16 protein-coding genes are annotated in these 19,295 nt (G+C 66.8%); 4 read left to right on the top strand and 12 right to left on the bottom strand.

Annotated features, from left to right (window positions below):
* Window positions 1-32 precede the first annotated feature (32 nt).
* Window positions 33-740, bottom strand: a complete 708-nt coding sequence (locus CA606_RS01790; protein ID WP_096052663.1) for a CHAP domain-containing protein — start codon at window positions 738-740, stop codon at window positions 33-35.
* Window positions 741-809: 69 nt separating this feature from the next.
* Window positions 810-1,904: an acyltransferase family protein gene (locus CA606_RS01785; protein WP_096052664.1), complete on the bottom strand. Its 1,095-nt coding sequence runs from the start codon at window positions 1,902-1,904 to the stop codon at window positions 810-812.
* Between the two features lie 124 nt (window positions 1,905-2,028).
* Between CA606_RS01785 and CA606_RS01780 the strand changes: the two genes are divergently transcribed.
* On the top strand, window positions 2,029-2,817 hold the full coding sequence (locus CA606_RS01780; protein WP_096052665.1) for a TerC family protein: 789 nt from the start codon (window positions 2,029-2,031) through the stop codon (window positions 2,815-2,817).
* A gap of 106 nt (window positions 2,818-2,923) precedes the next feature.
* Here CA606_RS01780 and CA606_RS01775 read toward each other — a convergent pair whose 3' ends face one another.
* Window positions 2,924-5,083: a primosomal protein N' gene (locus CA606_RS01775; RefSeq protein ID WP_096052666.1), complete on the bottom strand. Its 2,160-nt coding sequence runs from the start codon at window positions 5,081-5,083 to the stop codon at window positions 2,924-2,926.
* Between the two features lie 125 nt (window positions 5,084-5,208).
* Between CA606_RS01775 and CA606_RS01770 the strand changes: the two genes are divergently transcribed.
* The 3 genes from CA606_RS01770 (at window position 5,209) to CA606_RS01760 (ending at window position 8,995) form a co-directional block, all read left to right on the top strand.
* The gene (locus CA606_RS01770; RefSeq protein ID WP_096052667.1) at window positions 5,209-5,889 is read left to right on the top strand and encodes a DUF484 family protein; all 681 of its coding nucleotides are present in this window, start codon (window positions 5,209-5,211) and stop codon (window positions 5,887-5,889) included.
* A complete protein-coding gene (locus CA606_RS01765) occupies window positions 5,886-6,800 on the top strand; it encodes a tyrosine recombinase XerC (RefSeq protein WP_096052668.1) in 915 nt (304 codons plus the stop codon). Before CA606_RS01770 ends, CA606_RS01765 begins: the two co-directional genes overlap by 4 nt.
* A 173-nt stretch (window positions 6,801-6,973) precedes the next feature.
* Complete coding sequence (locus tag CA606_RS01760) at window positions 6,974-8,995, top strand: methyl-accepting chemotaxis protein (RefSeq protein ID WP_096052669.1); 2,022 nt, start codon at window positions 6,974-6,976, stop codon at window positions 8,993-8,995.
* Between the two features lie 176 nt (window positions 8,996-9,171).
* On the opposite strand, the gene CA606_RS01755 is transcribed toward CA606_RS01760, so the two are convergent.
* The 9 genes from CA606_RS01755 to sucC all read right to left on the bottom strand — a co-directional run bounded on the left by CA606_RS01755 (window position 9,172) and on the right by sucC (window position 19,181).
* Window positions 9,172-9,528 carry a hypothetical protein gene (locus CA606_RS01755; RefSeq protein ID WP_097563457.1) on the bottom strand — a complete coding sequence of 119 codons (357 nt, stop codon included), beginning with the start codon at window positions 9,526-9,528 and terminating at the stop codon, window positions 9,172-9,174.
* A 93-nt stretch (window positions 9,529-9,621) separates the two neighbouring features.
* The gene (gene lpdA, locus CA606_RS01750; protein ID WP_096052671.1) at window positions 9,622-11,022 is read right to left on the bottom strand and encodes a dihydrolipoyl dehydrogenase; all 1,401 of its coding nucleotides are present in this window, start codon (window positions 11,020-11,022) and stop codon (window positions 9,622-9,624) included.
* Window positions 11,023-11,501: 479 nt separating this feature from the next.
* Complete coding sequence (locus CA606_RS01745) at window positions 11,502-11,909, bottom strand: type II toxin-antitoxin system VapC family toxin (protein WP_181242734.1); 408 nt, start codon at window positions 11,907-11,909, stop codon at window positions 11,502-11,504.
* Window positions 11,906-12,178 (bottom strand): antitoxin, encoded by a 273-nt coding sequence (locus CA606_RS01740; RefSeq protein ID WP_096052674.1) that lies wholly within the window; start codon window positions 12,176-12,178, stop codon window positions 11,906-11,908. Before CA606_RS01740 ends, CA606_RS01745 begins: the two co-directional genes overlap by 4 nt.
* Window positions 12,179-12,236: 58 nt before the next feature.
* Window positions 12,237-12,581: a DUF3088 family protein gene (locus CA606_RS01735; protein WP_096052675.1), complete on the bottom strand. Its 345-nt coding sequence runs from the start codon at window positions 12,579-12,581 to the stop codon at window positions 12,237-12,239.
* 94 nt (window positions 12,582-12,675) lie between these two features.
* Window positions 12,676-13,896 carry a 2-oxoglutarate dehydrogenase complex dihydrolipoyllysine-residue succinyltransferase gene (gene odhB / locus CA606_RS01730; protein WP_096052676.1) on the bottom strand — a complete coding sequence of 407 codons (1,221 nt, stop codon included), beginning with the start codon at window positions 13,894-13,896 and terminating at the stop codon, window positions 12,676-12,678.
* Window positions 13,897-13,955: 59 nt separating this feature from the next.
* Window positions 13,956-16,919, bottom strand: a complete 2,964-nt coding sequence (locus CA606_RS01725; RefSeq protein ID WP_096052677.1) for a 2-oxoglutarate dehydrogenase E1 component — start codon at window positions 16,917-16,919, stop codon at window positions 13,956-13,958.
* Window positions 16,920-17,096: 177 nt separating this feature from the next.
* The gene (gene sucD / locus CA606_RS01720; protein WP_096052678.1) at window positions 17,097-17,981 is read right to left on the bottom strand and encodes a succinate--CoA ligase subunit alpha; all 885 of its coding nucleotides are present in this window, start codon (window positions 17,979-17,981) and stop codon (window positions 17,097-17,099) included.
* Window positions 17,982-19,181, bottom strand: coding sequence for an ADP-forming succinate--CoA ligase subunit beta (sucC, locus tag CA606_RS01715; protein WP_096052679.1), 1,200 nt, complete (start codon window positions 19,179-19,181; stop codon window positions 17,982-17,984).
* Between the last annotated feature and the right edge of the window lie 114 nt (window positions 19,182-19,295).

Genomic DNA, 19,295 nt, shown 5'->3' with positions numbered 1-19,295 from the left:
GAAACAAACAAGGGATCGAAACGCGTCCCGCCTTAGCGCGGGGCGTTCGGCTTGTTGCTGGTGTCGCTGGGGGGCGAACCACCGCCGGTGGCGGCCTCGATCAGGGCCGCGATGCGGTCGGTCGAGTCGGCGGCCTGGGTGATGATGTCCAGCGGCGAGGCGCGGACCGAGGCGGCCACCTGGTTGGCGGCGGACTTGGCGGCCGAGACCACGGCGTTCTGAGCCATGGCGATCTTGCTGGTGGCCATGGCGATCTTCATCGCCTGGGCGTCCTGATAGATGAAACCGTTGGTCGGGTAGACCGTGGTTCCCAGATCGCGGATCGGGTCGTACCAGACCTTGACCTGCGTCCAGTCGCCGTTGGGCGAGACGTCGACGACGGTGACGTCCTGTTCGATCTGGCCGCGATCACCTTCGATGACCGACCAGTTGGCGTGGGTGACCTGGATGACCCGGTCGGTCAGAACCTGGCTGACGAACGCCACGTGGCCAAGGTTCATGCGGGCCGTGGGCTTGAAGGACAAAACCGAGCCGATCTTCGGGGCCGAGCCCGTGTCGTACTTGCCGGCCGCCTGGCTCCACCAAGTGCGGGCGTCGCCGAAGATCTGGATACCCGACATCAGACGCGCAAACGGGACGCACTGCCAGTAGCCGTCAGCGTTCGCGCCGGACATCGGCACGAGGCTGATCATGGCGGCAGCGGCCAGGGAACCCAGGAGGGTCCTCGTCCGTTTCGTCATGCTGTGGGTACTCCCCGCGTCACTGGGTGAAGGGATAACCCTACCGGCGATTGGTGAAAAGAGTATTTATCAGGCGCCCGCCGCCGCCAGTCGACGCGCTCGCCACGTTGAAGCCCAAGATTTCATGCGCTCACGGCACGGATTCTCAATGACGTGGTAGGAAATCGCCGATAGCGGGACAAGCGCCGCTACAATCAAAATCCAGATCAGCAGCGACAACTTGTCGCTATCGATATTGAGAATTTTCGTGGTGGCGTTGATCGCCAGGATCTTCCAGGGAATGCAGATCATATAGGTCGAGTAGCTGATCTCGCCGAGATAGACGAAAACCTTCTGACTGGCGAAGCGCGAGCCGGCCGAGGCGAGACTGGCGAGCATGAAGATCAGCCCGCCCAGAAGCATGACGATGCTCAAATCCGGGGCGCCGAACGCGATGGCGGCGAGAATCGCGAGCGTCAGGACAGCTGCGCCGGGCGCGGCGAGTCGGGACGGAAAGCGCCCCGACCGCCACAGTGCGTGCAAGGCGCAGCCGTAGGCGAAGCAGGGCACGATGCGCAGCGCGCCCCAGCGGATCGTCGCCTCGGTCAGGGAGAACCCCGCCAGCGCTTCGAACACCGGATACACCACGGCGATCAGCGCCAAGGCGGCCATCACCGCGGTCAGCGGCCGCTCCCGCAAACGCCACGCCAGGAAAGCGAAGGCTGGGAAGGTCAGATAGGCGAACCACTCGGCTGAGATCGACCAGGAAGCGTGATTCCAGCCCGCGACCGGCGCCAAGCCCCAGGCATGGACCAGCAAGAGGTTCGCCGGCAGCGACGGCCACGAGAGGATGTTCGCATCGACCGCGAGCCCCGCGAGGGTTCCGGCGAGCGCCATGCCCCCTACGCCGACCAGCGTCGCCAAGTGCAGCGGATAGACCCGCGCCAGCCGGTTCCACAGGAAGTCGCCGTATCGGAAGCGTCCCTCGCCGAAGCCGGCGAGATAAACATGGCAAAGAATGAAGCCCGACAGCACGAAGAAGGCCTCGACGCCAAGGTAGCCCTTGGCCGCCACCGCCGGGGTGAAACCGACGTCGAGGTTGGGCCAATAGTGATAGAGCACCACCCAGAAAGCGGCGAAGAACCTCAGGGCCGTAAGCGGCTTTACGTGGGCTGCGTCGGGCATAAATCGTCCTCCGGCGTCGCTTTTCGATCCGCGAGGTCTCGACAAGCAGGGCGTTCGTCCCCCATTTGGTCGCCATCACGGTTCCGTGCGGGGAGGCGCGGCGCCAGAACCCTATTGGGGACCCATGAACGAAATCCTTAGCCTTGCCGTCGACCCAGCCGCCTGGGCCGCTCTTGTTACGCTGGTCGTGATGGAGGTGGTGCTAGGCATCGACAACCTGATCTTCATCTCGATCCTGTCGAACAAGCTCCCTGAGGAGCACCGGCAGAGGGTCCGTCGCATCGGCATCTCGCTGGCGCTGATCATGCGCCTGGTGCTGCTGTCGACCATCGCCTTCATCGTCGGCCTCACCGCGCCTGTCTTTGACCTTGGGATCAGCGGACCGGTCGGGTCGCATGGCGAACCGGGCTTTGAAACGGCCTTCTCTTGGCGCGATCTGATCCTGATCGCCGGTGGCGTCTTCCTGATCTGGAAGGCCACCAAGGAAATTCACCACGCGGTGGATCCCGGCAAGAGCGACGACGTGCTCGAGAAGGACAAGGCCACCGTCGTCATCAACAATGTCGGCTCGGCGATCTTCCAGATCATCCTGCTGGACCTGGTGTTCTCGATCGACTCGATCCTGACCGCCGTGGGCATGACCGATCACCTGCCGATCATGGTCGTCGCCGTGCTGGTCGCCGTGACCGTGATGCTGCTGGCCGCCGACCCGCTGGCCAACTTCATCAACAACAACCCGACCATCGTCATGCTGGCCCTGGGCTTCCTGCTGATGATCGGCACCGTGCTGATCGCCGAAGGCTTCGGCGCCCATGTGCCGAAGGGCTACATCTACACGGCCATGGCCTTCTCGGCCGGGGTCGAGGGCTTGAACATGCTGGCGCGCAAACGCGACGCCAAGAAGTCGTCATAGCCGCGACCCAACTTCTGAAGTCCTCGGCAGAGGGCGATAAAATGAGAAACCCCCGGGGCGCCGAGCCCCGGGGGTTTTGCTTTGTGGCGCACCATGACGGACGCGCTCAGAGAAACGAGTATGGATCCACGTCGATCACCACCCGGACCGAGTTCGGAACCTTGGCCCGCGCCCGCCAGGCGGCCATGAAGCCCTGGAGGTCGACATTGCGCTCGGCCCTGACCAGGAACCGCTTGCGGCGACGCCCCCGCACCAGAGCGAGCGGCGCATCGGCGGGGCCGAACACCTCGACCCCCTCGGCGTTGGGAATGACCGCCGCCAGCGCCTCGACATAGGCGTCCAGCGCCGCGCCGTCCGGTCCCGAGGCGATCACCGCCGCCAGTCGGCCGAACGGCGGCAGGCCCGCGTCCTCTCGCATCGCCATCTCGGCCTCGACGAAGGCGTCGCGGTCCTGCGCCGCCAGCGCCCGCATCACCGCGTGATCGGGCGCGTAGGTCTGCAGCAGCGCGCGCCCGGGCTTTTCGTGCCGCCCCGCCCGTCCGGCCGCCTGGGCCAGAAGCTGGAACGTCCGCTCGCCGGCCCGCAGGTCACCGCCGCGCAGCGAGAGGTCGGCGTCGACCACCCCCACCAGGGTCAGGTTGGGGAAGTTGTGACCCTTGGCGGCGGCCTGGGTCGCCACCAGGATGTCGATCTCGCCGGCCGCCATGCTGGACACCAGGGCCTTGGCGCCCTCGGCGTCCATCACCGTATCGGACGAGAACACCGCCACGCGGGCGTCGGGGAAGATGTGCCGCGCCTCTTCCTCGACGCGCTCCACCCCGGGGCCGATCGAGACCAGCGAGTCCTTGGCCCCGCAGTGTGGGCAGGCCTCGGGCTTCTTCATCGAAAAGCCCGTCAGGTGGCAGACCAGCCGCCCGGTATAGCGATGCTCGACCAGCCAGCTGTCGGTGTCGGGCGACTTCATCTTCTCGCCGCAGGCCTTGCACAGGACAAGCGGTGCGTAGCCCCGCCGGTTCAGGAACAGCATGGCCTGCTCGCCGCGCTGCAGCGTCACGGCCATGGCCTTGATCAGCGGCGGCGACAGCCAGCGCCCCGGCTCCGGCGGCGTCTGGCGCATGTCGATCAGGCCGATGTCGGGCAGTTGCGCCGCACCGTGTCGCGCCGACAGCCGCAGCCAGCGGTAGCGCCCGGTCTGGGCGTTGTAGAGGCTCTCCAGCGACGGCGTCGCCGAGGCCAGCAGCACGCTTGCGCCCTCGATCTTGGCGCGGGCCACGGCCAGGTCGCGGGCCTGGTAGATGAAGCCCTCTTCCTGCTTGAAGGAGCCGTCGTGCTCTTCGTCGACGACGATCAGCCTCAGCTTGCGGAACGGCAGGAACAGCGCCGAGCGGGCGCCGACCACGATCCGCGCGTTCCCGCCCGCGACCGCTTCCCAGACCTGCCTGCGGCGCGGCGGCGACACGCCTGAGTGCCACTCGGCCGGGACCGCGCCGAATCGTTGCTCGAAACGCGCCATCACCGCCTGGGTCAGGGCGATCTCGGGCAACAGGACCAGCACCTGCGCGTCGGGATCCTTCAGCGCCTCGGCCACGGCTTCCAGATAAACCTCGGTCTTGCCCGAGCCGGTCACACCGTCGAGCAACGCGGCCTGGAAGCCGCCGCTGTCCAGCATGTCCTTCAGCACCTCGACGCAGGCGGCCTGGCCCGGATTGAGCGCGCGGGCCGGCAGCGACAGGTCAGGCTGCGCCAATCCGCGCTCGGGCTCCACGAACTCGACGGCCAGCACGCCCTCGTCGACCAGCCCCTTGACCACGCCCGCCGAGACGCCGGCCACAGAGGCCAGGGCTACGCCCGAGAGCTTTGTCCCTTCGGCGGCGGCCATGACCTTGAGGCGCGCCGGCGTCACGCGCCCGGGCTGAGCGCCGGTGAGCGCCAGCACCTTGTCGGGCTTGGGCGGCGGATGGCGCAGGCCCCGCAAGGCCATGGCCAGCGGCCAGCCGGGAACATCGACCGAGTAGCGCGCCGCCCACTCCACGAAGGCCAGCGCCCCGGGCGGCAGCGGCGGATCGTCGACCCGCTCCAGCACCGGTTTCAGCGGCCGATTGCCGCCGGTTCCATCGCGCAGGGCGGTCACCACGCCCCGGATGACGCGCGGCCCCAGGGGCACGGTCACATGGTCGCCAACAGCCAGCCCAAGGCCTTCCGGCTCGGCGTAGTCGAAGGCCTCCGGCAACGGCATCGGCAGCAGGACGGAAGCAATGCGCGGCATGGCGTGAGCTTCTGCCGCGAAACCGTCCCCAGGTCGAGAGCGTCGGGCGCCGACGGCATCAAGCCGGTGTTAACCGTCTTGGCGCTTCATCTGGTCGCCTTGAGTCTGAAGCGGGTGGGGACGAGATGAGCGACGCAACGCGAGCGACCAGAACGACGGTCGTCGATGCCGAGAGCGTGCGTGACTTCCTCCGCACCGAACCGGAGTTCCTGCGCGAGGACGAGAACCTGCTGGGCGAGCTGGGCCTGCGGGTCGACGCGGCGAACGTCATCGACTTTGGCCCTAAGGCCCTGGCCCGGGCCGCCGCCGCGCACCGTCGCGAGGCCAGCGTCCGGCAGGCCATCGAGGCCAACGCCCGCGCTAACTATTCCGCCCAGGCCCAGACGCACGCTGCGGTGATCGACATGCTCGACGCCCGCAACCACTCCGACCTCGCCCGCCGCGTCGACGAAATGGCCCAGCTGCGCTTCGGACACGCCGCGGGGGTGATCGCGCTCGAGGGCCCGAGCCGGGTGCCGGCGGGCTGGCGCGCCCTGGCCGAAAGCCAGGTCGACATGCTGCTGGGCGATGCGCCGATCGCACGCATGGGCTTCTTCGCCCCGGCCCTGCCGCTGTTCGACGACAAGGCCGAGACGATTCGCAGCATGGCCATCGTCCGCATGGCGATCTGGGAGCCCCGTCGCGAAGCGCTGATCGCCTTCGGCTCGACCGACCCCGAGGGCTTCACGCCAGACATGGGGACCGAACTGGTGAATTTCCTGGCCCGCGTGGTGGAGCGCACGGCCGAACGCTGGCCTGTCCTGTGAGCGCCCGCCAGGCCTACGCCGCCTGGCTGGATCATCTGACGCTGGAGCGTAGGGCCTCGCCGCGTACGGTGCGGGCCTATGGCGACAATGTCCTGGCCTATCTGAACTTCCTCGAGATTCATCGCGGCGAGACGCTGAGCCTTGCCGCGATGGGCGAGATCTCGGCGGCGGACCTGCGCGGCTATCTGGCCTCCCGCCGCCTGGGCGAGAACGCCCTGGCTCCGCGCTCTCTGTCCCAGGCGCTGTCGTCGATCCGCGCGTTTCACCGCTATCTGGACCAGCGCCATGGCGTGGCGAACGCCGGCGTGGCGCTGGTGCGCGGTCCCCGCCTCAAGATCGGCCTGCCGCGCCCCGTCACCGAGGATCAGGCGCGCGACCTGATCACCGAGGCCGCCGACGACACTGAACGCGACCCGTGGGAGACCGCACGCGATGAAGCGGTGCTGACCCTGCTGTGGGGTTGTGGCCTGCGGATCAGCGAGGCGCTGTCTCTACGCATCAGCGACACGCCGTTGGCGATGGCGCTGCGGATCACGGGTAAGGGCGGCAAGACCCGCATCGTGCCCGTGCTGGACGCCGTTCGCGCGGCGGTGGATGTCTATCTGGACGAACTTCCGTTCAAGCTCGGGCCTGATGAGCCCCTGTTTCGGGCCAAGCGTGGCGGGCCGCTGTCGCCGCGCCACGTCCAGGGGTTGGTGCAGACCCTGCGCGGACGCCTGGGGCTATCCGACCGCGTCACGCCCCACGCCTTTCGACACGCGTTCGCAACGCACCTTCTGGGGGCCGGGGCCGACCTGAGAGCCATCCAGGACCTTCTGGGCCACGCCTCGCTCTCGACCACCCAACGCTACACCGAAGTCGACGCCGCCGGCCTCCTGGCCGCCTATCAGGCCGCGCATCCGAAAGCTTGACAACAGGCAAGAAAGCCGTCGCGCCAGAGTTGAGCGCGGGGGCTCGATTTGGGTGCGTCAGACTGTCGCTACACCCGCCCAGCGCGCGCGCATTAACCGCGATTTTACCGCGTCAGGGCGTTGTGGAATTCGAGAACAGTACGATTGCGCGACCGCTCGTCGACGAGGCCCTCATGAACTTCGACAACCTGAAGATCTCAACCAAGGTGGCCCTTCCGGCCGTCATCTTGACCGTGGTCGCCTTGCTGATCGTCGGGCTGGGCGTCTACCAGTCTCGCAAGGTTGAGGCGAACGAGAAGGTCCTCGTCGAACAACGGGCGCCGGCCGAACTGGCCACGGCGCGCTTCAATCGTCGCGTCGTGGGTATCGGCTACGCGGCTTACCGGACCGTCTCCTATCCTGGGGCGTCGGCCGAGGCCCAAGCGGCCAGCCAAGAAATCGACCTCGCCTACAAGGAAGGCAAGGAACTGCTGAAGGAGATCAAGAAGGCCGATCCTGAAGCCGAAAAGAGGGTCGCGGACTTCAGCGCGCGCTTCGACAAGATCTATACGAGCGCTCGCCAGGGCGCCGATCTGGGCCTGCAGGACGCCAATGAAGCCGCCATCATGGTGATGGCGGTGATTGATCCGGAAATCGCTGCGCTGAACAAGGACGCTGCGGACTTCACCAACACCCACGCCAAGGAAACCGAGGCGATGGTGGAGAAGGCGAACAAGGAAGCCGCCGCCGGCACGATCTTCTCGATCATTTTCGGCCTGGTCGCCGCTGGCGGGGCTCTGCTGTTCGCCCTGTGGATCGGCTCGCGGAAGATCGCCGCCCCGCTGATCGCCACCGCCAAGACCATGGATATCCTGGCCCAAGGGTCGGTCGACGTCGAAGTGCGCGGCGCAGAGCGCAAGGACGAGGTCGGCGCCATGGCCCGCTCGGTCCAGGTGTTCAAGGACAACGCCGTGGCCCTGCGCACCGCCGAGGCCGCCCAGCAGCGCGCCAACGCCGAAACCGAGGCCGAGCGTCGCCGCAATCAAGAGGTGGCCGAAGCCGCCGCCAAGGAACAGGCCATGGTCATGGAAGCCATCGCTGGCGGCCTGGCCCGCCTGTCGGACGGTGATTTGACCTACCGCCTGGATCAGCAGTTCCCCGAGGCCTACAAGCGCCTGCAGAACGATTTCAACGGCGCCATCACCCAGTTGGAAGAGGCGATGGGCACCATCGTCCATGCCGCCAGCAGCATCGGCGCGGGCTCCGACGAGATCGCCTCGGCCGCAGACGACCTGTCGCGCCGCAGCGAACAGCAGGCCGCCAGCCTGGAAGAAACCGCAGCCGCTCTGGACGAGATCACCGCCACGGTGCGCCGCTCGTCGGCCGGGGCGCAGGAAGCCTCCAAGGTGGTCGGCTCGACCCGTTCTGACGCCGAGCGTTCCAGCATCGTCGTGCGCAACGCCGTCGACGCCATGAACCAGATCGAAAAGTCGTCGCAATCGATCAGCCAGATCATCGGCGTCATTGACGAGATCGCGTTCCAGACCAACCTTTTGGCGCTGAACGCCGGCGTCGAAGCCGCCCGCGCGGGCGAAGCCGGTCGCGGCTTCGCCGTCGTCGCCCAGGAAGTGCGCGCCCTGGCCCAACGTTCGGCCGATGCGGCCAAGGAGATCAAGACCCTGATCTCGACCTCGTCCCAGCAGGTCAATCAAGGCGTCGCCATGGTCGGCCAGACCGGCGAGGCGCTGCAGGCCATCGTGGTCAAGGTCGGCGAGATCGACGCGCTGGTAGGCGAGATCGCCGCCTCGGGCCAGGAGCAGGCCACCGGCCTCAATGAGGTCAACGCCGCCGTCAATCAGATGGACCAGACTGTCCAGCAGAACGCCGCCATGGTCGAGCAGTCGACCGCCGCCTCGCACGCGCTGAAGAGCGAGGCGGGCAATCTGATGCAGATGATCTCGCGGTTCCGCGTCAAGGGCTCGGCGAGCGTCGCGGCCGCCGGCGGCTCCAAGCGCGCCAGCCGCCCGGTCGCCCCACCGCCCGCCGCGCCGCGCGCCTCTGCCCCCGCCCCGGCGCCGTCCTCGTACTCGGCGTCGCCCGGTCCCGCCCTCGCCAGCTCGGCCAGCCGCCCGGGGGCCAACCCGGTCGCCGCCGCCCAGGCCAAGCTCGCCAAGGCCGTCGGCGCTTCGTCGAGCGACGACTGGGAAGAGTTCTAAACCGGTTTAGTACGCGTAAGCCCCGCCGCCCCCTCTGGCGGGGTTCCTCCCCTCGAAAAACAGACTGGCCCCGCCTTCCCTCAAAGGCGGGGCCTTTTTCTATGTGAAGCCCAGGCAGTGATCCCAGGAACTTGGGGGCTTACTTTGGCGCGCGCCGCCTACGATTACCGCCGAGCCTAGCGCGCCGGTCCACTCACAGCGACCCGCACCGCGATCGCACAGCCATCCACCGTCCGCGATACAGCACGCTCAGCGTAAGCCATGGGCATGTTCGAAAGGGCCTCGGGCGTCGCGCCCCCGAGCTTGGCAACGTGCTGCAGCGCCATCTTCTGGCAAGGGGCCGTCGGTTTGGTCACGGCCACTCGCCTTGCGCCCTTGAGCTCGGAAGGGACGGGAATCCGAAGAACGTCGGCGGCGCGCTCTTGCTCTGCGCCCAATCGCACAGTTTGCTGAACGGTTGGAACGTTCAGCGCCTGGATATCGAGGGGAACGGCTTGCAGCGTCGTCGCAAGCGCTAGGACTGACATAAGCATGGCGGGGCTCCAGAGGAACCCCGCCACTCTACGCTTGATTGATCAAGCGCCAAGCTAAACTTTCGGGCGGAAACGCTCCACCCAGAACGGTCTTTACGCCTGCATCGTCCAGCCTTCGACGCCCATGGCCGCCTGGCGCAGGGCTTCGGAGCGGGTCGGGTGCGGGTGGCAGGTGCGGGCCACGTCTTCCGACGCGCCGCCGAACTCCATGGCCACACAGTACTCGGCGATCATGTCGCCGACGTTAGGGCCGATCATGTGGGCGCCGAGAATGCGGTCAGTCTTGGCGTCAGCCAGGATCTTCACGAAGCCGTCGGTCTCGTGGTTGATCTTCGCGCGGCTGTTGGCCAGGAACGGGAACTTGCCGACCTTATAGGCGACGCCCTCGGCCTTCAGCTCGTCCTCGGTCTTGCCGACCGTGGCCACCTCGGGGCTGGTGTAAACCACGCCCGGGATGATGCCGTAGTTCACGTGGCCGGCCTTGCCCGCGATCATCTCGATGCAGGCCACGCCCTCGTCCTCGGCCTTGTGGGCCAGCATCGGACCCGAGGTCACGTCACCGATCACCCAGACGCCGGCGACGCCGGTCTTGAAGTGGTCGTTGGCGATCATGCCGCGCTTGTCGGGCGTGACGCCGACCGTCTCCAGGCCCAGGCCTTGGGTGTACGGGCGACGGCCGATGGCGACCAGCACGTAGTCGGCCTCGATCGTCTGGGCCTCGCCCCCGGCGACCGGCTCGAAGCTCAGCTTCACGCCCTTGGCGCCGGCTTCAGCGCCGGTGACCTTGGCGCCCAGCTGGAACTTGAAGCCCTGCTTGACCAGGATCTTCTGGAAGGCGTTGGCCACTTCAGTGTCGGTGCCCGGCAGGATGCGGTCCAGGTACTCGACCACGGTGACTTCGGCGCCAAGGCGCTTCCAGACCGAGCCCAGTTCCAGGCCGATCACGCCGGCGCCGACGACCACCAGGCGCTTAGGCACTTCGGGCAGCGACAGGGCGCCGGTCGAGTCGATGACGCGCTTGTTGTCGACGGTCACGCCCGGCAGCGGGGTGGGCTCCGAGCCGGTGGCGATGACGATGTTCTTGGTCTCGAGGGTGGTTTCCGAACCGTCCTCGGCCTTCACCACCACCTTGCCGGCGCCGGCGATGCGGCCCCAGCCCTTCACGTACTCAACCTTGTTCTTCTTCATCAGGAACTCGACGCCCTTGGTCAGGGCTTCGACGCTCTCGGCCTTCTGGGCCATCATCTGGGAGAGGTTCAGCTTGGGCTTCACCTCGATGCCGAGCTTGGCGAACTCCGGACCGGTCGCAGCGGCGTACAGTTCCGAGGCGTGCAGCAGGGCCTTGGAGGGCATGCAGCCGACGTTCAGGCAGGTGCCGCCCAGCTTGCCGCGGCCCTCGACGATCGCGACCTTCAGGCCCAGTTGGCCAGCGCGGATCGCCGCGTTGTAGCCACCAGGACCGCCACCGATGATGACGACGTCGTACTGAGCCATGGGTCTATCGCCTTCAGGACGCGCCATAAGCGGCGCCGGACAAGATATGGGCCTCGCCGGCCGTTCTGTCAGACCTTTGGAGGCGCGTGTTCCTTAGAACCAGAGTGTTAAAAACGGAACCACCTTTCGTCGCCTGCGCCCTTGAAAATCAAGGAGAACGGCGGGATGCGCCCGACGGCGACGCGCGCTGATCCGGTGACCGCCACAAGCTTGGCGTTAGACCGCCTGGAGCGCGCCACCCCGCCGTGGCTCCTATCGTCGTGACGCCCCGCGCCCGCCTCTTCGGCCTCCCCGCGGCCCTGGCCGCCGTCGTCGCCGCCCGCGCCTTGACGGCCCCCTCGCGCGGTCGACACCGGCCTGGAACGGAGCGGGCTTCGTGCCCAGCGCCCAGGAAGGCGACACCCGGGCGGCGCTCTATCGGGCGACGGCAACGACGACGCGCTGGCGACGCGGCGCCGCGGGCGAGCCGCTGGAGCGGCTTACTCGCCCCAGTTCTCAAGCGCGAGCCCTTCGACGCGATCGAATTCACGAACATTGGATGTGACAAGCGTCCAACCGCGCTCGAGGGCTTGGCCCGCGATCAGCCCATCGTACCCACCGATCGGTCGGCCCGTACGCCTCAAGCGCGCCCGGACCTCCGCCGCTCGGATCATGTCTTGCTCGGTTAAGGGCTCGATGGAAACGCCCCTGAGGACGATCGCTACCGCATCGGCCTCCGCAACGCTGTTCGGGCTGGCCGCTATTCCGAAATGCAGCTCGTGGAACACCACCAGAGACGTCACCAGCGGCCGAGTTCCGAGGATCGCTTCGGCATGTCTCTGGCGCACGGAGGCGCGACGTCCCCGCAGCAGGTCGATAAAGACGTTCGTGTCGAGTGCTAGGGTCACCAGCCGAAATCGCGCTCTTGTTCAGGGGGCTGATCCCGATCCGGGAACTCACCGCCGAGAAGCGTGTCAACGCGCGCCCACATGGCCTCAAGTTCAGCCCGAGTCCGGGGACGGTCATCCGTCAGTGGCTCGAGGATCACCTTCCGCCCTTCACGCCTGACCGTGACCTCGGTCCCGTCAAACCGAAAGGCTTTCGGCAAGCGTACGGCTTGGCTGCCACCATGGGTGAAGAGCTTTGCGCGGGCAGGTTCGACGTCGATCTTGGCCATGGGCTGATCCGTATCTACGAATTATAGATATATCAGCGAGCAGCCACTTTCAATGATCTCACAGCGGCGCCGCCAACCCGAGCTTGCTCGCCAGATAACGCGTGATCGGCCGGGCGTCGGTCAGGAACGACAGATCGTTCGCGAAGTGGATTTCGCCGTGCGGCCCCTCGTCCGGGGCGGCCTGGGCCAGGATCAGGGTCGGGGCGTTCTGGTGCGCTTCGCCGAGCCGCTCGACCAGCACTGCGCGCGGACGGGCGTAGTCGACATAGACGATCTCCAGCGCCTCGCGCAGGGCGGGATAGGTCGCCAGATATCCCTCCATCATCGCGCAGTCGGGACAGAAGCGCTGGACGCCGTCCTTCTCGAAGTGCGGCTTGAGCAGATAGAGCGTGTCCTTGGCCATGGCGTAGGTCCCGAAAATGCGAACGGCCCCGACGTAGGACGCCGGGGCCGCGAATGCAAAGAAGCCCGCCGATGAGGGCGGGCTTCCGTGACGCTTAGAGATCCAGCAGCAGGCGCTGCGGGTCTTCGAGGGCTTCCTTGACCTTGACCAGGAAGGTCACGGCGCCGGCGCCGTCGACGACGCGGTGGTCGTAGGACAAGGCCAGGTACATCATCGGCCGGATCTCGATCTTGCCGTTGACGACCATCGGGCGTTCCTTGATGGCGTGCATGCCCAGGATGCCCGACTGCGGCGCGTTCAGGATCGGGGTCGACATCAGCGAGCCGTAGATGCCGCCGTTGGTGATCGTGAAGGTGCCGCCCTGCATGTCCTCGATGGCCAGGCCGCCGGTGCGGGCCTTCTTGCCGAGGTCGCCGATGGTCTTTTCGATCTCGGCCAGGTTCAGCACGTCGGCGTCACGGACGACCGGAACCACCAGGCCCTTATCGGTGCCGACGGCGACGCCGATGTCGTAGTGGTTCTTGTAGATGATGTCCTGACCGTCGATCTCGGCGTTGACGTCCGGGATCGCCTTCAGCGCGGCCACGACGGCCTTGGTGAAGAAGGACATGAAGCCCAGCTTCACGCCGTGGCGCTTTTCGAACACGTCCTTGTACTGGGCGCGCAGGGCCATCACGGCGCTCATGTCGACCTCGTTGAAGGTCGTCAGCATGGCGGCGGTGTTCTGGGCTTCCTTCAGGCGACGGGCGATCGTCTGACGCAGGCGCGTCATCTTCACGCGCTCTTCGCGCTCGTGCAGGGCGCGCGGCGCGCTCGCAGCGGCGGCCGGGGCCGGAGCGGCGGCGCGGGCTTCCAGAGCGGCCAGGGCGTCGCCCTTGGTGACGCGGCCGTCCTTGCCGGTGCCCGCGACCTTGGAGAGGTCGAGGCCGCTTTCGGCGGCGATGCGGGCCGGGGCCGGGCTGACCGGCGCGGCGGCGGGAGCCGCGGCGACCGGGGCCGGAGCGGCGGCCGGAGCCGGCGCGGGCTTGGGCGCTTCAGCCTTCGGAGCCGGCGCGGCGGCCGGCGCGGCCGAGGCGGTCGCGCCTTCGGCGACGACGCCCAGCACCGTGCCCGGAACGACGGTCGCGCCTTCCGCAGCGCCGATCGCCGACAGCACGCCGTCGGCGGGCGAGGCCACTTCGAGCGAAACCTTGTCGGTTTCCAGCTCGACGAGGATCTCGTCCTTCTTCACGGCCTCACCGACCTTCTTGGTCCAGCGCGCCACCGTGGCTTCGGTGACGGATTCGCCGAGGGCGGGCGTATTGATGTCGGCCATGGGGCTTTCCGAGTCTCTCTTGCTTGGTCCGGCGGGTTTCTTGGGTGCGAGTCCTTCGCTTACGCGAAGGCCTCGTTGAGGAAGGTTTCAAGCTCTTTCAGGTGGCGGCTCATCAGGCCGGCGGCCGTCGAGGCCGAGGCCGGGCGGCCGACGTACTTGGCGCGCTTGGCCTTGATGTCCAGCTTGTCGAGCGTCATTTCCAGCCACGGATCAACGAACGTCCAGCCGCCCATGTTCCGGGGCTCTTCCTGACACCAGATCAGGTCGGCGTTCTTGAAGCGTCCCAGCACGTTCATCAGCGACTTCATCGGCCACGGATAGAACTGCTCCAGACGCAGCAGGTAGACGTCATCACGGCCGAGCTTCGCGCGCTGGTCGACGAGGTCGAAGTAGACCTTGCCCGAACAGACGATGACGCGCTTGATCTGATCGTCGCTCTTCAGCGTGATCCCACCGACATCGCAGCCGGCCTCAGCGCCGTCCACCATCACGCGGTGGAAGGTCGAGCCCTCGGCGAAGTCCGACAGGTTCGAGACCGCGCGCTTGTGGCGCAGCAGGCTCTTGGGGGCCATCACGATCAGCGGCTTGCGGAACTCGCGGTGCATCTGGCGACGCAGCGCGTGGAAGTAGTTGGCCGGCGTGGTGCAGTTGACGACCTGCATGTTGTCTTCCGCGCACGACTGCAGGAAGCGCTCCAGGCGCGCCGAGCTGTGCTCGGGGCCCTGGCCCTCATAGCCGTGCGGCAGCAGCATCACCAGGCCGCTCATGCGCAGCCACTTGCGCTCGCCCGAGCTGATGAACTGGTCGATGACCACCTGGGCGCCGTTCACGAAGTCGCCGAACTGGCCTTCCCACAGGGTGAGCGTGTTCGGCTCGGCCAGCGAGAAGCCGTATTCGAAGCCCAGCACCGCCTCTTCCGACAGGGCCGAGTCGATCACTTCATAATGCGCCTGGCCCGGACGGATGTTGTTCAGCGGCGTGTAGTGCTCTTCGGTCTTCTGATCGATGATGTCCGAATGGCGCTGGGTGAAGGTGCCGCGCACCGAGTCCTGGCCCGACAGGCGGACCGGGATGCCCTCGTCGAGCAGGGTGGCGAAGGCCAAGTGCTCGGCCGCGCCCCAGTCAATGCCCTCGCCCTTCTCGAACGCGTCGCGACGGTTCTCGATGGCGCGACGCACGGTCTTGTGAGCGTCGATCCGCTCGGGGATCGCGGTGATCTGACGGCCCAGCTCGCGCAGGCGGGTTTCCGGGAAGGCGGTCTTGCCGCGGCGATCCTCGTCGCCCGGCAGGGTAAGGCCCGCCCACTTGCCGTCCAGCCAGTCGGCCTTGTTGGGCTTGTAGGTCTTGCCGGCGTCGAACTCGGCGTCGAGGAACTTCTCGAACTCCAGAACCCAGCTGTCGCTGTCGGCCTGGGTGATGACGCCTTCGCCAATCAGGCGGTTGGCGTACAGTTCGCGCGTGGGGGCGTGGCCCTTGATCTTCGCGTACATCAGCGGCGACGTCATGGTCGGATCGTCGCCTTCGTTGTGACCGAAGCGACGGTAGCAGACCATGTCGATGACCACGTCCTTACCGAACTTCTGCCGGTACTCGGTCGCGACCTTGGCGGCGAAGACGACGGCTTCGGGATCATCGCCGTTCACGTGGAAGATCGGCGCCTCGACCATCAGCGCCATGTCGCTGGGATAGGGCGAGCTGCGCGAATAGCGCGGGCTGGTGGTGAAGCCGATCTGGTTGTTGACGATGAAGTGGATGGTGCCGCCCGTGCGGTAGCCCTTCAGGCCCGACAGGGTGAAGCACTCGGCCACCACGCCTTGGCCGGCGAAGGCGGCGTCGCCGTGCAACAGCAGCGGCAGCACGTGGCCACGGCCCGCGTCCGGCTGCTCGCGCAGGGTGAAGGCCTGCTTGGCGCGGGCCTTGCCGATCACGACCGGGTTGACGATTTCCAGGTGCGACGGGTTCGCGGTCAGCGACAGGTGGACCTTGTTGTCGTCGAACTCACGGTCCGACGAGGCGCCCATGTGGTACTTCACGTCGCCCGAGCCCTCGACGTCCGAGGGAACCGACGAGCCGCCTTGGAACTCGTGGAAGATCACGTGGTAGGGCTTGCCCATCACGGCGGCCAGCACGTTCAGGCGACCGCGGTGCGGCATGCCCAGGACGATGTCCTTCACGCCCAGGGCGCCGCCGCGCTTGATGATCTGCTCCAGCGCCGGGACCATGGCCTCGCCGCCGTCCAGGCCAAAGCGCTTGGTGCCGGGGAAACGCTTGTGCAGGAAGCGCTCGAAGCCCTCGGCCTCGATCAGCTTCTTCAGGATGGCGACCTTGCCCTCCTTGGAGAACACGATCTCCTTGTCGCGGCCTTCGATGCGCTCTTGCAGCCAGGCCTTCTCGGCCGGGTCGGAGATGTGCATGTACTGCACGCCGACATTGCCGCAGTAGGTGCGGCGGACGATCGACAAGATCTCGCGCACCGTGGCGGTCTCAAGACCCAGCACGAAGTCGAGGAAGATCGGACGGTCGTAGTCGGCTTCCGAGAAGCCGTACGAGGCCGGGTCCAGCTCGCTGGCGTCCTTCGGCGGATCCAGGCCCAGCGGGTCGAGATTGGCGGCCAGGTGACCGCGCATGCGATAGGCGCGGATCATCATGATGGCGCGCAGGCTGTCCAGCGTGGCGGCGCGGACGGCCTCGGCGTTGGCGCCGGGCGCCTTGGCCTCGATGGCCTTGGAGACCTTGGCTTCGACGGCGGGGGCGACGGTGGCCCATTGGCCGTCCAGGGCCGACAGCCAGTCCGGACGGACGGTGGCGACCTTCTTGGGCGTCCAGGCGGGGTCCTGCGCGGCCCGCTTAACCTGGTCGGCCTGCTCCTGCAGGCTGGCGAAGAAGGCGTTCCACGAGGGCTCGACCGATCCGGGATTCTCCGCCCACTGGGCGTAGAGATCTTCCACGAACGCCGCATTGGCGCCGTAGAGGAAGCTGGTCTCGGTCAAGACCTGGTTGATGATGCCTGCGTCGTCCGCCATGGATTTGTCGCCTTCAGATCCGCTGCTTACGGGAGCGCTACCGCATAGCCCGTAAATATAGTCTCTCAATCACCCGGGCGCCCGTCGCTTCGCGGGGGCCCAGGTGATTTTTTCGGATCGTCGACTGGCGGTCGCAAAAAACCTGGGCCCCGCGCGAGGCGGGGTTTCGGTGTCTAGTTAGCCCTTGAGCACTTCAAGCAGGGTTTCACCCAGCTTGGCCGGCGAGGGCGAAACGCGGATGCCCGCGTCTTCCATCGCCGCGATCTTGTCCTCGGCGCCGCCCTTGCCGCCCGACACGATGGCGCCGGCGTGGCCCATGTGACGACCAGGAGGAGCCGTGCGACCGGCGATGAAGCCGACCATCGGCTTCTTGCGGCCGCGCTTGGCTTCGTCCTTCAGGAACTGGGCCGCTTCTTCTTCGGCCGAGCCGCCGATTTCACCGATCATGACGATCGACTTGGTGGCTTCGTCGGCCAGGAACATTTCCAGGACGTCGATGAACTCGGTGCCCTTGACCGGGTCGCCGCCGATGCCGACAGCGGTCGTCTGGCCCAGGCCCGCATTGGTGGTCTGGAACACGGCTTCATAGGTCAGGGTGCCCGAACGCGACACGACGCCGACCGAGCCTTCCGAGAAGATGCCGCCCGGCATGATGCCGATCTTGCACTGGTTGGGCGTCAGGACGCCCGGGCAGTTCGGGCCGATCAGGCGCGAACGCGAACCTTGCAGGGCCTTCTTGACCTTGACCATGTCCAGCACCGGGATGCCCTCGGTGATGCAGACGATCAGCGGGATCTCGGCCTCGATGGCCTCCAGGATCGAGTCAGCCGCGAAGGGCGGCGGGACATAGATCACCGAGGCGTCGGCGCCGGTGCGGTCCTTGGCTTCGGCGACGGTGTCGAACACCGGCAGGCCGATGTGGGTTTGGCCGCCCTTGCCCGGGGTGACGCCGCCGACCATCTGCGTGCCATACGCGATGGCCTGCTCGGTGTGGAACGTGCCTTGAGCGCCGGTGATGCCCTGGCAGATGACCTTGGTGTGGGAACCGATCAGAACCGACATTTAGCGGGCGCCCTTCACAGCGGCGACGATCTTCTCGGCGCCGTCAGACAGATCGTTGGCGGCGATGACGTTCAGGCCGCTTTCCGAGATGATTTTCTTGCCGAGTTCGACGTTGGTGCCTTCCAGACGGACGACCAGCGGAACCTGGAGACCGACTTCCTTCACCGCGGCGATGACGCCCTCGGCGATGATGTCGCAGCGCATGATGCCGCCGAAGATGTTGACCAGGATACCTTTGACGGCCGGGTCGGCGGTGATGATCTTGAAGGCCGCGGTGACCTTTTCCTTGCTGGCGCCGCCGCCGACATCCAGGAAGTTGGCCGGCTCGGCGCCGTACAGCTTGATGATGTCCATGGTGGCCATGGCCAGACCGGCGCCGTTGACCATGCAGCCGATTTCGCCGTCGAGGGCGATGTAGGCCAGGTCGTACTTGCTGGCTTCGATTTCCTTGGGGTCTTCTTCGCTCTCGTCGCGCAGCGCCTTGATGTCCGGGTGACGGAACAGGCTGTTGCCGTCGAACGACAGCTTGGCGTCGAGGACGCGCAGGTGATCATCCGCCGTCACGATCAGCGGGTTGATCTCCAGCATGGCCATGTCCTTGGCCATGAACGCCGTATAGAGCTGGTTCAGCAGCGAGGCGGCTTCCTTGGCCAGACCGCCGGTCAGGCCCAGGGCCTTGGCCAGAGCCCGGTGATGGGTCGGCCACACGCCCGTCGCCGGGTCGATGGTGAAGGTGTGGATCTTCTCGGGCGTCGAGTGGGCGACGTCCTCGATGTCCATGCCGCCTTCGGTCGAGGCGACGACCGAGACCTTGCTCGAGGCGCGGTCAACCAGAAGCGACAGGTAGAATTCCTTGGCGATCGCCGCGCCTTCTTCGATGTAGAGGCGGTTGACCTGCTTGCCCTTGGGGCCGGTCTGGTGCGTCACAAGGACGCGGCCCAGCATTTCCTCGGCGTTCGAGCGGACCTCGTCGACCGACTTGACGACGCGGACGCCGCCCTTGGCGTCGGGGCCCAAGCCCTCGAACTTGCCCTTGCCACGGCCACCGGCGTGGATCTGGCTCTTCACGACGAAGACCGGTCCGCCCAGCTTTTCGGCGGCGGCGGCGGCTTCATCGGGCGTGAACGCGGCGAAACCGCGCGGCACGGGGGCGCCGAACTCGGCGAGTACGGCTTTGGCTTGATGTTCGTGGATGTTCATGAGGGCCCGGTCTCGACGACGGCTTTCTGAAATGTGGCCGGGTTATAGGAGCGCTATTTCGCAGGCGCAACCGCGCGTGGACGATAAGGTGAAGGCTTGCGCGGTTATCTTGTC

Origin of the sequence: Caulobacter vibrioides, assembly GCF_002310375.3 — a bacterium.
Lineage (GTDB): Bacteria > Pseudomonadota > Alphaproteobacteria > Caulobacterales > Caulobacteraceae > Caulobacter > Caulobacter vibrioides_D.
This window is presented reverse-complemented; position numbering and strand designations above follow the sequence as displayed.